Genomic DNA, 14,198 nt, shown 5'->3' with positions numbered 1-14,198 from the left:
GGGAGGTATTTTGCGTTACGATTGCTTTTTCATCCGAATTACTAAATCCTCATCCGGCGTCACGTAAATCGTTTGCTGGTTTTCATAAATGACGAACCCCGGTTTGGCGCCGCTCGGTTTTTTCACATAGCGGATGCGCGTGTAATCGACCGGAACGGAACTCGATTGCCGCGCTTTGCTAAAGTAGGCGGCGAGGTTGGCCGCCTCAGCAATCGTTTGTTCAGATGGATTTTTGCTGCGGATGACGACATGAGAGCCGGGTATGTCTTTTGTGTGCAGCCAAATTTCATCTTTGCGCGCAAGCTTGTTGGTTAAATAGTCGTTTTGTTTATTGTTTTTCCCAACGAGAATTTCCGTGCCATCGCTTGCGATGTAGCGTTCAAGCTCGATTGTCCGCTGCTTTTGTTTTTTCGTTTGTTTTGTAGCGCGCGCCTGCAAATAGCCTTGTTCGATTAACTCCTCGCGAATTTCTTCGACATCTTTTGGCGCGGCGGTTTCCAACTGCTGGAGAAGTGTATCGAAATACGCGATTTCTTCGTTTGTGCGCTCAATTTGCTCTTGGACGATGTTTAGCGAGTTTTTCGCTTTTTGGTATCTTTGAAAATAGCTTTGCGCGTTTTCTGACGGCGATTTTTGCGGATCAAGAGGAATCTTTACGGTCGCGCCGTTTTCGTCATAATAGTTGATCACTTCGATTTCTTTCATTCCCCGTTTGACGGCGTACAGGTTGGCGGTTAGCAGCTCCCCGTAAAGCCGATATTGTTCCGCCTTTTTTGCTTCCTCCAATGTTTGCTGGAGCTTGATCAGCTTTTTCTCGTTTTTCGTTTTTTCATTCACAATAAACCGCTCAAGGTCATGTGCCTGCTGTTTGACGCGGTCGCGCTCGGCTTTGCCGAAGTAAAAGCGGTCCAACAGTTCGCTTGGCGTGGCAAACTCTTTTGCTTCGGCCTGCAAGTGGGTAAGCGGAAGCACATAAAACCATTCTTTTTCGCCATTCGTGTATATCGCCGGCGCAAAGCGATGCGCGCGCACTTCATCCATTAACGCAATAAAGCTTTTGGGCAGCGTCGCCCGGTTCGCAAGCCCCGCGCGAAATACCGCTTCTTTCGCAAACAGCGGCGAAATGCCGGAAAAGGTGGCGACGAGCTGGTCCGCTAGTTTGCCGGCATGAAAATCAATTTTTTTCACGATCGTTTCTTCGGTTGCTTCGAGCGGGTTGATTTTTCCATGCGACGGCGGCGCGATATATTCGTGGCCGGGAAGCACGGTGCGATAGCGGTTGACGGCAGGGGAAAGATGTTTAATGCTGTCGATAATCGTGTTTGTTTCTTTGTCAACCAAGATGATGTTGCTATGCCGCCCCATGATTTCCACCATTAATTGTTTTGCATGAATATCGCCAATTTCGTTCCGTCCTTTTGTTTCGATGATGATAATCCGGTCAAAATCCACTTGGCGGATCGCTTCAATAATGCTTCCTTCCAAATGTTTGCGCAACAGCATGCAAAACATCGGCGGTTCAGCCGGATTGTCGTACGTTTCGTTTGTTAAATGAATGCGCGCGTAGCTTGGATGCGCGGATAAAAGCAGTTTATAGTTTCGTCCGTGCGAGCGGATTTGCAGGACTAATTCATGGACAGCAGGTTGATGGATTTTCGTAATGCGCCCTCCCTCGAGCGCTTGCTGTAATTCTTTTACGACTGCATAGGTAAACACGCCATCGAATGACATAAAAAACACCTTTCTGTTTATTTTGTTGCTTCATCAATAACATATCATATCATTTTTTCGGACATGTCTGAATAAGCTTTCATAGAAAAGCAAAGAGGGAGGAGAAGCGACGATGCAGTGGCATACGCTTGCGACAAACGAAGTGGCGAAGGAAACAAACACCAACATTACGAGGGGTTTGACGACGGAAGAAGCGAAGAAGCGTTTGAAACGGTTCGGATATAATGAATTAACAGAAGCAAAAAAACAATCGGTGCTTTTATTGTTTTTAAATCAATTTAAAGACTTTATGGTGCTCGTGCTTCTTGCAGCCACGGTCATTTCCGGATTGCTTGGGGAGTATGTCGATGCCATTGCCATTATCGTTATCGTCATCATGAATGGGCTTTTAGGCTTTTTCCAGGAGCGTCGCGCCGAGAAATCGCTTGAAGCATTAAAGAAATTATCGGCGCCACAGGCAACGGTATTGCGCAACGGGGAATGGGTGAAAATTCCGGCGCGGGAGCTTGTTGTCGGTGATATTATGAAGTTTTTAAGCGGAGACAGAATTGGTGCTGATGTCCGCATCATTGAGGCAAAAGGGTTGGAAATCGAAGAAGCGGCATTGACAGGCGAGTCGGTGCCAACGGCAAAATCGGCGGTTCCGCTTATGAATGAAAATGCTGCGATTGGTGATTTGCATAATATGGCTTTTATGGGGACCCTTGTAACAAGAGGGAGCGGCATTGGCATTGTGATTGCAACGGGAATGAAAACGGCAATGGGACAAATCGCGAATCTGCTTCAAGAAGCGGAAACAGTGATGACTCCGCTGCAGCGGAGGCTGGAGCAGCTAGGAAAAATTTTAATTGTCGTTGCGCTCTTTCTTACCGTTCTTGTCGTCGCCGTTGGCGTCATTCAAGGGCACCGTTTGTACGAAATGTTTTTGGCCGGCGTTTCGCTGGCGGTCGCTGCGATTCCGGAAGGGCTGCCGGCGATTGTCACAATTGCACTCGCGCTTGGCGTGCAGCGGATGATCAAGAAAAATGCGATCGTCCGCAAGCTTCCAGCGGTGGAAACGTTAGGTTGCGCTTCTGTCATTTGTTCCGATAAAACGGGGACGATGACGGAAAATATGATGACGGTGACGCATATTTGGGCAAACGGAAAAACGTGGACGATAAGCGGCGCCGGATTGGAGACATCGGGGCAGTTTTATGAAAACGGGCGCCCAATCGACATCAAAAAAGAGGCGGCCTTGCAACAGCTGCTGATGTTTGGCGCGCTTTGCAATGGCTCACAGCTCAAAGAAAAAAAGGGGCGACGCTACATTGACGGCGACCCGACCGAAGGCGCTTTGCTTGTCGCCGCGATGAAGGCAGGAGTGACGAAAGAACACATCGAAGCTGAATTTATCATAGAACAAGAATTTCCATTTGATTCCGAACGAAAAATGATGACGGTCATTGTGAAAGATAAAGCAGGGAAACGATTCATTGTGACAAAGGGAGCCCCGGACGTATTGTTGCAAGTGTGCGGGCAAATTTATTGGAACGGCCGCGAACAAACGATGACAATGGCGTGGAAAAAAACGGTGCAAGATGTCATTAGAAAAATGGCAAGCCAAGCCCTCCGCACGATTGCCATTGCCTATCGCCCGCTGCAAGCGCAAGAGCGAATCACATCAGAAAAAGAGGCAGAGAAAAATCTCGTGTTTATCGGAATCCAAGCAATGATCGACCCGCCGCGTCCAGAAGTGAAAAAAGCGGTGCAACAATGCAAAGAAGCGGGCATTAAAACAGTGATGATTACCGGCGATCATGTGCTTACCGCCAAAGCGATCGCGGAGCAGCTCGGGGTGCTGCCGCCGAACGGAAAAGTAATGGACGGTCCGACGCTATCGCGCATATCCGTTGGCGAGCTTGAAGACGTGGTCGATGATATTTACGTATTTGCCCGCGTTTCGCCGGAGCATAAATTAAAAATTGTGAAAGCATTGCAACGGCGAGGACATATTGTCGCGATGACGGGAGACGGCGTCAACGACGCACCGGCGATTAAGGCGGCTGACATTGGCGTGGCGATGGGGCGGTCGGGAACGGATGTCGCGAAAGAAGCGGCCGCGCTTGTGCTGCTTGACGATAACTTTGCGACGATTCAAGCGGCGATTCAAGAAGGAAGAAATATTTACGAAAACATCCGCAAATTTATTCGCTATTTGTTAGCATCGAATGTCGGTGAGATTTTCGTCATGTTGTTTGCGATGCTGCTGGCACTCCCGCTTCCGCTTGTGCCGATCCAAATTTTATGGGTGAACCTTGTCACCGATGGTCTTCCGGCGATGGCGCTTGGACTTGACCGCGCGGAAGAAAATGTAATGAAGCGGCCGCCGCGCCATCCAAAAGAAGGGGTGTTTGCGCGTGGACTCGGTTGGAAAATCATCAGCCGCGGCTTTATCATCGGGATGGTGACGCTGGCGGCGTTTATGACCGCGTATGAACGAAGCGGATATGAACTTGTTTATGCGCAGACGGTGGCATTCGCGACGTTAGTGATGGCCCAGCTTATTCATGTGTTTGACTGTCGCTGCGAACGATCGATTTTTGACCGCAATCCGTTCGAAAATATATATCTTGTCGTTGCGGTTATTATATCCATATTATTGTTGCTTGTCGTCATTTACTATCCGCCGCTGCAAGAGATTTTCCATACCGCAACGATCGCTCTGTTTGACTGGCTGCTCATTATTGGTTTAGCAGCGCTTCCGACATTTTTATTTTCCGGTTCGCTTTTTACGAGAAAATAAAAAGGAGATATGCTATAATATTCGAGGTGATAGAGGAAGACTCTATGACCTTTTCTTTTTGGCATTTTATGTAAACGGATGTGATGACATGGTTTATAGCATGACAGGTTTTGGACGCAGCACAAAAAAAAACGAACAAATAATCATTACTGTGGAAATGAAATCGGTGAACCACCGCTTTTGTGAAATTTCTGTTCGCATCCCTAGACAATGGGTTGCTTTTGAGGATAAAATAAAAAAAGTAATTTTACAGCACGTGAAACGAGGAAAAGTCGAGGTGTTTGTCAATATCGAAGGTGATGGTTTAGTAAAGCGAAAGCTGCATATTGATTGGGATTTAATGAAGGAATATTATAATAGTTTGCAAAGAGCTAACGAACAATTTTCTTTGTGCGACCAAGTGACGCTTTCCCATTTATTTCAGCTTGAAGGTGTGACGGAGATTATTGAAGAAGAAACGGAAAATGAAGAATTAGAGCAGCTTTTGCTTGCTGCGGTGAAAGAAGCGGCAGAACAACTTGCGTTTATGCGCAAACAGGAGGGAGAGGCGCTCCTTGCTGATATACAAACGCAGCTCTCTTATATTGAAAAAAGCGTGCAGGTGATCGAAAAACGGGCGCCTTTCGTCATTGAATATTATCGCGAGCGGCTAACGAAGCGCATCAATGAGCTTAGTCCGCTTCCTGCCGATGAGTCGCGCATTTTAACAGAGGTGGCGATTTTCGCGGAAAAATCAGACATTAACGAGGAGCTGAAGCGGATTCGCAGCCATCTCCAGCAAGTTGCCGCAACGTTGGAAAAAGACGAACCGATCGGTCGAAAGCTTGATTTTTTAGTGCAAGAGCTGAACCGCGAAGCGAACACGATTGGGGCAAAGGCGAACGACAGTCTCATTGCCATGCAAGTCGTGGAGATGAAAAGCGCGCTCGAAAAAATAAAAGAACAAGTGCAAAATATCGAGTGATCGTTTAGAACGGCTTCATTGCGGCAACAATAATGTTTATGGCAGGTGGGCGTTTCGTGGGAACAAAATTTATTAACATCGGTTATGGAAATATGGTATCCGCCGCTCGGATTATTACCATTGTCAGCCCTGATTCTGCGCCAATTAAACGAATGATTCAAGACGCAAGAGAGAGCGGAAAATTAGTGGATGCCACTCATGGAAGAAGAACGCGCGCTGTCATTATTATGGACAGCGATCATGTCATACTATCTTCCGTTCAACCGGAAACGGTAGCTAACCGTTTATATGGAAGTGATGATTTATCGGAGGAAGGGTAGGTTTTATACGTTTATGAGCGAAAGAGGATTGTTGATTGTGCTGTCTGGACCGTCTGGCGTCGGCAAGGGGACGGTGCGAAAAGCATTGTTTTCGCAGCCGGATATTAATTTGCATTATTCTGTTTCCGTCACGACACGGAAACCGCGGGAAGGCGAAGTCGATGGCGTCGATTACTTCTTTAAAACGCGCGAAGAATTTGAGCAAATGATTCGTGAAAACAAATTGCTAGAGTGGGCGGAGTACGTCGGCAATTACTATGGAACGCCGATCGACTATGTGGAAAAAACATTGCAGGAAGGAAAAGATGTGTTTTTGGAAATCGAAGTACAAGGCGCGATGCAAGTGCGCAAAGTGTTTCCGGAAGGCCTCTTCATTTTTCTCGCCCCTCCAAGTTTAAGCGAATTGGAAAAGCGAATCATATCGCGCGGTACAGAGTCGGAAGAGCACATCCAAAATCGTTTGAAAGCGGCAAAAGAAGAACTGGAAATGATGGATGCTTACGACTATGTCGTGGAAAACGATAAAGTCGAGCTCGCATGCGAGCGGATTAAAGCGATCGTGATGGCTGAACATTGCCGGCGGGAGCGCGTGGCAAAACGTTATAAAAAAATGTTGGGGGTGGAATAAAGCATGTTATATCCTTCCATCGATCTGTTGATGCAAAAGGTCGATTCGAAATATAAGCTTGTTACGGTGGTAGCGAAACGCGCGCGTCAGCTTCAGGAGGACGCGGAATTGACGATTAAAAACCCTGTTTCGAAAAAATTTGTCGGGCAGGCGTTAGAGGAAATTGCTGCGGACCATATCGAATTAGTAGAAGAAGAAAAATAACAACCTAGCTGTTAGGTTGTTATTTTTTTACAAAAGTAGATCAGAGGTGTTTCAAACATGGTGAATGAAAAAAACATTTTATTATGTGTAACTGGAGGAATCGCCGCCTATAAAGCGGCTGCCTTAACGAGCCAGCTGACGCAGCGCGGCGCCAATGTGAAAGTCATGATGAGCGAGTCTGCCTGCAAATTCATTACTCCGCTCACGTTCCAGGCACTATCACGCAATGAAGTATATATCGATACATTTGATGAAAAAAATCCGGCGGTGATTGCCCATATTGACGTGGCGGATTGGGCGGATCTTGTTCTTGTTGCGCCTGCCACCGCTAATACAATTGGAAAATTAGCGCACGGCATCGCCGACAACATGATTACGACAACGCTTTTAGCGACAAAAGCGCCGGTATGGATCGCTCCGGCAATGAATGTTCATATGTACGAACATCCGGCGGTGCAAGCGAACATTGAAACATTATATCGCTTTGGCTATCGCTTTATTGAGCCGTCGGAAGGATATTTGGCTTGCGGATATGTCGGAAAAGGGAGACTGGAAGAACCAGAAAAAATTATTGAAAATATCGAAGCATATTTTGCCTCTCGCACCCCTTTCTTAAAAGGAAAAAAAGTGCTTGTCACCGCGGGGCCGACGCGGGAAAAATTGGATCCCGTCCGCTTTTTTTCGAATCGTTCCACAGGGAAAATGGGCTATGCGATCGCGGAGGCGGCAGCGCGCTTTGGCGCGGAGGTGACGCTGGTTTCCGGGCCGACCGAGCTGGAAGCGCCAGCGAACGTAGAAACCGTTCGCGTAGAGTCAGCGCAAGAAATGTACGAAGCGGTGATGGAACGTTTTCCGCATGTCGACATCGTCATTAAGGCGGCGGCGGTGGCCGATTACCGGCCAAAGCATGTGTTTGCGAAAAAGATGAAAAAACAGCCGGGCGACTATGTTATCGAAATGGAAAGAACGACAGATATTTTAAAAACGCTAGGGGAACAAAAAACATCGCAAATTTTAGTCGGATTTGCGGCAGAAACGGATCATGTGGAGGAGTATGCGAAACAAAAATTGGAAAGCAAACAGCTTGATATGGTCGTGGCCAACAACGTTTCCGAAGAGGGAGCGGGATTTGCCGGAGACACGAATATTGTGACGATTTTCAAACGGGACGGTTCGGTGCGTTCGCTGCCGCTTTTGCCGAAAAAGCAAGTGGCAGAAGAAATTTTAAAAGAAATTTATCAATATATCGAGGCGATTCGATGAAGGTAGCAGAGGTAATTGTTGATGTTCCTGCGCGTCAGACGGACCGTCCTTTCGATTATGCGATTCCGGAAAAATGGGAAGATATATTGCAACCAGGAATGCGCGTCACCGTTCCGTTCGGTCCGCGGCGATTGCAAGGATTTGTTATTCATATTAAGTCGCATTCCAATGTAAAAACGTTGAAACCGATCGAAGCGGTCTTAGACGTAACTCCCGTATTAAACGAAGAGCTGCTTGAGCTCGGGAAATATTTAACGGAAACAACGCTTTGTTTTGCGATTTCCGCTTATCAGGCGATGCTTCCAGCGGCATTGAAAGCAAAATACGAAAAGGAAATTCGACTCGTTCGCGAAGAAAACCGTGCTTTGCTGCCAGAAACGATTCAACCGCTTTTTAAGGACCGTACTACGGTCGATTGGAAAGAAGTAGAGCATAGCGATTGGCTACGGCCGTTGCAAAAGGCGATTCAACAAGGCTATTTGGAAGTCGTGTATCATGTAAAAGAAAAAGCGGCGGCAAAAACGGTGAAATATGTGGAATTGGTGCAATCGCACGAAGAAATTGGGCGTGCGATGAATGCATTGCCGGCGAATGCCGCCAAGCAAAAACAGTTATTAACGGTTCTTCTGTCAGCAAACGAAGCGATGCCATTAAAGCAGCTGTTGGAGCAGACGGGAGCTTCCTATGCTTCGCTCAAATCGTTAGTTGCCAAAGGACTTATTGCGGAAAAAGAAATCGAAGTATATCGCGACCCGTACGAGCACCGTTCATTTCCAAAAACGGCCCCGCTTTCGCTTACCGATGAGCAAGAAAAAGCGCTTTCTTCCATCATCGAGTGCGTGCGCGCCAATGAACATGGGGTATTTTTGCTATACGGCGTGACGGGCAGCGGAAAAACAGAAGTTTATATGCAAGCGATCGAAGAAGTATTGCGGCAAGGAAAAGAAGCGATTGTTCTCGTTCCAGAAATTTCGCTGACGCCGCAGATGGTCAAACGGTTTAAAGGGCGCTTCGGTTCGCAAGTGGCAGTGCTTCATAGCGGTTTATCCGTCGGAGAAAAATACGACGAATGGCGAAAAATTCATCGAAAAGAAGTGCAGCTTGTCGTCGGCGCCCGTTCGGCGATTTTTGCTCCGTTTGAAAATCTCGGCATGATTATCATTGACGAAGAACATGAGACAAGCTACAAGCAAGAAGAAAATCCGCGCTATCACGCCCGCGATGTGGCGATTTACCGCGCCCGTGTCCACGGCTGCCCTGTCGTGCTCGGCAGCGCCACTCCTTCGCTTGAATCGTTTGCACGGGCGAAAAAAGGGGTATATCAGTTACTGACATTGCCAAAACGGATAAGCGATAACGGGATGCCGGACGTTCATATTGTCGATATGCGGGAAGAACTGCGGAGCGGAAACCGTTCGATGTTTTCGCGAGCGTTATTTGAGAAATTGAAAGACCGCCTCCATAAAGGGGAACAGTCTGTGTTGTTTTTAAATCGGCGTGGCTATTCGACATTTGTCATGTGCCGTGGTTGCGGCTATGTGATTCGTTGCCCGCATTGCGATATTTCATTAACGTACCATCGTGCCGGACAGAGGTTAAAATGCCATTATTGCGGATACGAAGAACCGATTACGTACCGCTGTCCATCATGTGGAAGCGAACATATTCGCTTTTTCGGAACAGGGACGCAAAAAGTGGAAGAAGAATTGACGAAACTGCTTCCTGAAGCGCGCGTGATCCGCATGGATGTCGATACGACGAGCCGCAAAGGCGCCCACGAACGTCTGCTTGCCGAGTTTGGTGAAGGGAAGGCCGATATTTTGCTTGGCACGCAAATGATTGCGAAAGGCCTTGATTTTCCGAAAGTAACGCTTGTCGGCGTGCTTGCTGCCGATACGACGCTCCATCTTCCTGATTTCCGCGCTTCCGAAAAAACGTTTCAGCTGCTGACGCAAGTAAGCGGGCGCGCCGGGCGCCACGAGCTTCCTGGAGAAGTCGTCATCCAAACGTATACGCCGGAGCATTACAGCATCGCGCTTGCCGCGAAGCACGATTATGACACGTTTTATCAACGGGAAATGGCGCTTCGCAAAATGTACGGCTACCCGCCGTTTTACTATTTGACATTAATCACCGTATCTCACCCGGAAATAACGAAAGCGGTGGCCGTGACGGATAAAATTGCGGCATATTTGCGGGCGCAGCTGTCAAACGAAGCGATCATTCTCGGTCCTGTCGCTTCGCCGATTGCTCGCCTTCATGATAGATATCGCTACCAATGCATGATAAAATACAAACGGGAGCCGAACATGACGAGTGCATTAAAAGCGGTCATCGATCGCTATCAGCACGACGTTTCCCAAGGGGATTTATTGATTACGATCGATACGAACCCATATACGATGATGTAAATGGAGGAAATATCATTGGCTGTTTTACCGATTGTGACATATCCAGCAGACATTTTAGAAAAAGAGTGCGAGCCGGTAAAGCGGTTTGACCGCCAGCTTATTAAGCTGTTGAACGATATGTATGATACGATGGTCGATGCCGACGGGGTCGGATTGGCCGCCCCGCAAGTCGGCATTGCCAAGCAAATCGCCGTCGTCGATGTCGGCGATGAGCACGGCCGAATTGAGCTGATCAATCCGCGCATTATCGAAACGCGCGGGGAGCAAGTCGGTCCGGAAGGCTGCCTTAGCTTTCCGGGGCTGTTTGGCGAAGTAAAGCGCGCCAATTATGTCAAAGTCCGCGCCCAAGACCGGCGCGGCCGGCCGTTTACGCTTGAAGCAACTGGATTTTTGGCGCGCGCGCTTCAACATGAAATCGACCATTTAAACGGAATATTGTTTACTTCGAAAGTGATTCGCTATTACGATCTGGAAGAATTAGAAGGGTAGATGAGAAAAGATGATCAACATTGTATTTATGGGAACACCGGATTTTTCTGTTCCTATATTAAAGCAACTAATAGAAGATGGGTATCATATCGCCGCCGTCGTCACGCAGCCGGATAAGCCGAAAGGGAGAAAGCGGGAGTTGACACCGCCGCCGGTTAAAGTTGAAGCGGAAAAACATGGAATCCCGGTATTGCAGCCGACAAAAATTCGCGAACAAGAACAATATGAGCAAGTATTGGCGCTCGAACCAGATTTAATTGTGACGGCAGCGTTCGGCCAAATTTTGCCGAAAGCGTTGCTCGATGCGCCGAAATACGGCTGCATCAACGTCCATGCTTCATTGCTTCCAGAATTGCGGGGCGGCGCTCCGATTCATTATGCGATTTTACAAGGAAAAACAAAAACGGGCGTCACGATTATGTACATGGTGGAAAAACTTGATGCCGGCGATATTTTAACCCAAGTGGAAGTGCCGATCACCGAAACCGATACGGTTGGCACCCTTCATGATAAATTAAGCATGGCTGGGGCAAAACTGTTATCAGAAACGATTCCGCAATTGGTGGCTGGAAAATTAACGCCAATGAAGCAAGATGAAGAAAAAGCAACATATGCGTACAATATTAAGCGCGAGCAAGAAAAAATTGATTGGACGAAACCGGGAGAAGACGTTTATAACCATATCCGCGGCCTCAATCCATGGCCGGTTGCGTACACAACATATTCCGGCAATGTATGGAAGATTTGGTGGGGGGAAAAAGTTCCGGCCCCGAAAAAAGCAGAGCCTGGCACGATTGTTGATATCGTAGATGACGGAATTGTCGTTGCGACAGGCAATGAAACGGCCATTAAAATTACTGAATTGCAGCCGGCGGGGAAAAAACGAATGGATGCGGCGCAATTTTTGCGCGGCGCTGGCGCCCATCTCACCATTGGAATGAAGCTAGGAGATGAACATGAAAGCTAAAAACGTACGAGAAGTCGCTTTGGAAACATTGTTGGTTGTCGAAGAAAAAGAAGCGTACAGCAATTTATTATTAAATAAAATGATTGAAACGCACCGGCTTTCTGAAAGAGATGTCCGGCTTTTGACGGAGATCGTATACGGGACGATTCAGCGCCGCGACACGCTCGATTATTATTTGGCGCCGTTTTTGAAAAAAGCACGCAAACTAGAACGGTGGGTCCGCGTACTTCTTCGCTTGACCCTTTATCAAATATTATATTTGGACCGCATCCCTGACCGCGCTGCGATTTTTGAGGCGGTGGAAATCGCGAAAAAACGCGGGCATCGAGGGATCGCCTCGCTCGTTAACGGGGTGATGCGCGCCATTTTGCGTCAAGGGGTGCCGCCGCTTGAAAAAATTGAAGATGAAGTGGAGCGGCTAGCGGTTGCAACAAGCCATCCGCGCTGGCTCGTGAAGCGCTGGGTTGAGCAATATGGACTCACGGAAACAAAACGGATGTGCGAAACAAACTTGCTGCCGCCAAAGCAAACGGCAAGGGTGAATACCGCAAGAATAACCGTTGAGGAAGCAATGGACAAGCTCAAGCAAGAAGGAATGGAAGTGGTGCGTGGCGAGGTCGCCGCGGAAGCGATTCAAGCGAAAAAAGGAAACCTTGCGCATACGGAGGCGTTTCGCCGCGGCTGGATTACGATTCAAGACGAAAGTTCAATGTTAGTGGCGCGGGCGCTCGGTCCGAGAGAACACGAGCGCGTTCTTGACAGCTGCGCTGCCCCGGGCGGAAAATCGACCCATATTGCCGAATTAATGAACAATACCGGACAAGTGATATGCGCGGATATTCATGAACATAAAGTGGACTTAATCGAGGAGAATGCGAAGCGTCTGCGGCTTACGAATATTTCCGCGCGCGCGCTTGACAGCAGGCGCTTAGGCGAAGTGTTTGAGCGGGAGACGTTCGATAAAATTTTAGTCGATGCCCCGTGCTCGGGGTTTGGCGTCATCCGCCGCAAACCAGATATTAAATATGCAAAAACGGAAGCAGATATTCCTTCCCTTGCCGAACTGCAGCTTGAAATTTTGCGTGCAGTTGCGCCATTGTTAAAAAAAGGCGGCACGCTTGTATATAGCACATGCACGATTGACCGTGAGGAAAATGAAGCGGTCATTGCCCGATTTTTAGACGATCATCCGGAATTTTCGCCGGATGAAACAATGAAACAGCGGTTGCCGGAAAAAGTACAGCCATACGTCCGCAACGGGCAGCTGCATCTCCTTCCTCACTATTTTGGCTCGGATGGATTTTTTATCGCATCATTACGAAAGAAGGTGTAGCTTCATTGGAACAAACAAATGTAATAAAACGGGAAAACCAACAAACAAGATCACATTTGCCGTCAATTTATTCCCTTACGTTTGAACAGTTAAAAAACTGGATCATTGAGCAAGGAGAAAAACCGTTTCGCGCCACGCAAATATATGAATGGCTATATCAAAAACGCGTTACCAATTTCTCGGAAATGACGAATCTTCCGAAAACGTTGCGCGAACAATTAAGCGGGCATTTCGATATCACAACGTTAAAAACGTTAGTGAAACAAATATCAAAAGACGGCACAATGAAGTTTTTGTTTGAGCTTCACGACGGATATTCGATTGAAACGGTACTGATGCGCCATAATTACGGAAATTCCATTTGTGTGACGACGCAAGTGGGCTGCCGCATCGGCTGCACATTTTGCGCTTCGACGCTTGGCGGCCTGAAGCGTCATTTGGAAGCAGGAGAAATTGTAGCACAAGTCGTAAAGGTACAAAAAGAGCTTGATGAGCAAGGAGAGCGCGTAAGCAGCATTGTCGTCATGGGAATTGGCGAGCCGTTTGACAATTACGATGAACTAATCAAATTTTTGAAAATCGTCAACCATGCAAAAGGGTTGAACATCGGTGCCCGGCATATCACCGTTTCGACAAGCGGAATTATCCCGAAAATTTACCAATTTGCGGATGAAGGGATGCAAGTGAATTTTGCGATTTCGCTGCACGCTCCGACGACGGAGCTGCGCACAAAGTTAATGCCGATCAATAAAGCGTATCCGCTGCCAAAATTAATGGACGCGGTCCGTTATTACATCGAAAAAACGGGGCGACGTGTCACGTTTGAATACGGACTGTTCGGCGGAGTGAACGATCAAATCGAACACGCGGAACAGCTAGCCGAGCTTATTAAAGGATTGAAATGCCATGTTAATTTAATTCCGGTTAATTACGTACCAGAACGAAATTACGTGCGGACGCCGCGCGATCAAATTTTTGCATTTGAACGCGCGTTAAAAAAACACGGAATCAATGTTACGATTCGCCGCGAACAAGGACATGATATTGACGCAGCATGTGGGCAGCTTCGCGCGAAGGAGCGAAAAGAAGAGACGAGGTGAAAG

The 14,198-nt window shown here is 47.7% G+C and carries 12 protein-coding genes; 11 read left to right on the top strand and 1 reads right to left on the bottom strand.

All coding sequences use genetic code 11. From position 1 onward, the window contains the following. Positions 1-15: 15 nt before the first annotated feature. Positions 16-1,731, bottom strand: coding sequence for an Rqc2 family fibronectin-binding protein (locus MWM02_RS13510; protein ID WP_244402225.1), 1,716 nt, complete (start codon positions 1,729-1,731; stop codon positions 16-18). Positions 1,732-1,843: 112 nt separating this feature from the next. Here MWM02_RS13510 and MWM02_RS13505 point away from each other — a divergent pair, with 112 nt between their 5' ends. From MWM02_RS13505 to rlmN, 11 genes are all read left to right on the top strand, one after another. After that, entirely contained in the window at positions 1,844-4,516 is a 2,673-nt protein-coding gene (locus MWM02_RS13505; protein WP_244402224.1) for a cation-translocating P-type ATPase, read from the top strand. An 88-nt stretch (positions 4,517-4,604) separates the two neighbouring features. Next, positions 4,605-5,480: a YicC/YloC family endoribonuclease gene (locus MWM02_RS13500; protein ID WP_064551084.1), complete on the top strand. Its 876-nt coding sequence runs from the start codon at positions 4,605-4,607 to the stop codon at positions 5,478-5,480. Between the two features lie 56 nt (positions 5,481-5,536). Next, positions 5,537-5,800 carry an extracellular matrix/biofilm regulator RemA gene (remA, locus tag MWM02_RS13495; RefSeq protein ID WP_064551083.1) on the top strand — a complete coding sequence of 88 codons (264 nt, stop codon included), beginning with the start codon at positions 5,537-5,539 and terminating at the stop codon, positions 5,798-5,800. 13 nt (positions 5,801-5,813) lie between these two features. Then, positions 5,814-6,428 (top strand): guanylate kinase, encoded by a 615-nt coding sequence (gmk, locus tag MWM02_RS13490; RefSeq protein ID WP_064551082.1) that lies wholly within the window; start codon positions 5,814-5,816, stop codon positions 6,426-6,428. 3 nt (positions 6,429-6,431) lie between these two features. Beyond that, positions 6,432-6,632, top strand: a complete 201-nt coding sequence (gene rpoZ, locus MWM02_RS13485) for a DNA-directed RNA polymerase subunit omega (protein ID WP_064551081.1) — start codon at positions 6,432-6,434, stop codon at positions 6,630-6,632. A gap of 57 nt (positions 6,633-6,689) precedes the next feature. Continuing rightward, positions 6,690-7,895 (top strand): bifunctional phosphopantothenoylcysteine decarboxylase/phosphopantothenate--cysteine ligase CoaBC, encoded by a 1,206-nt coding sequence (gene coaBC, locus MWM02_RS13480; RefSeq protein WP_244402223.1) that lies wholly within the window; start codon positions 6,690-6,692, stop codon positions 7,893-7,895. Beyond that, positions 7,892-10,306: a primosomal protein N' gene (gene priA / locus MWM02_RS13475; RefSeq protein ID WP_244402222.1), complete on the top strand. Its 2,415-nt coding sequence runs from the start codon at positions 7,892-7,894 to the stop codon at positions 10,304-10,306. The genes coaBC and priA overlap by 4 nt, the downstream gene beginning before the upstream one ends. Before the next feature lie 15 nt (positions 10,307-10,321). Then, positions 10,322-10,795, top strand: coding sequence for a peptide deformylase (gene def / locus MWM02_RS13470; protein ID WP_064551078.1), 474 nt, complete (start codon positions 10,322-10,324; stop codon positions 10,793-10,795). Between the two features lie 10 nt (positions 10,796-10,805). Next, entirely contained in the window at positions 10,806-11,762 is a 957-nt protein-coding gene (gene fmt, locus MWM02_RS13465; protein ID WP_064551077.1) for a methionyl-tRNA formyltransferase, read from the top strand. Then, the gene (gene rsmB, locus MWM02_RS13460) at positions 11,752-13,095 is read left to right on the top strand and encodes a 16S rRNA (cytosine(967)-C(5))-methyltransferase RsmB (RefSeq protein WP_244402221.1); all 1,344 of its coding nucleotides are present in this window, start codon (positions 11,752-11,754) and stop codon (positions 13,093-13,095) included. Before fmt ends, rsmB begins: the two co-directional genes overlap by 11 nt. A 5-nt stretch (positions 13,096-13,100) precedes the next feature. Beyond that, positions 13,101-14,195 carry a dual-specificity RNA methyltransferase RlmN gene (rlmN, locus tag MWM02_RS13455; protein WP_244402220.1) on the top strand — a complete coding sequence of 365 codons (1,095 nt, stop codon included), beginning with the start codon at positions 13,101-13,103 and terminating at the stop codon, positions 14,193-14,195. The last annotated feature ends 3 nt before the right edge of the window (positions 14,196-14,198 follow it).

Source organism: Parageobacillus sp. KH3-4 (genome assembly GCF_022846435.1).
Classification (GTDB): domain Bacteria; phylum Bacillota; class Bacilli; order Bacillales; family Anoxybacillaceae; genus Parageobacillus; species Parageobacillus thermoglucosidasius_A.
This window is presented reverse-complemented; position numbering and strand designations above follow the sequence as displayed.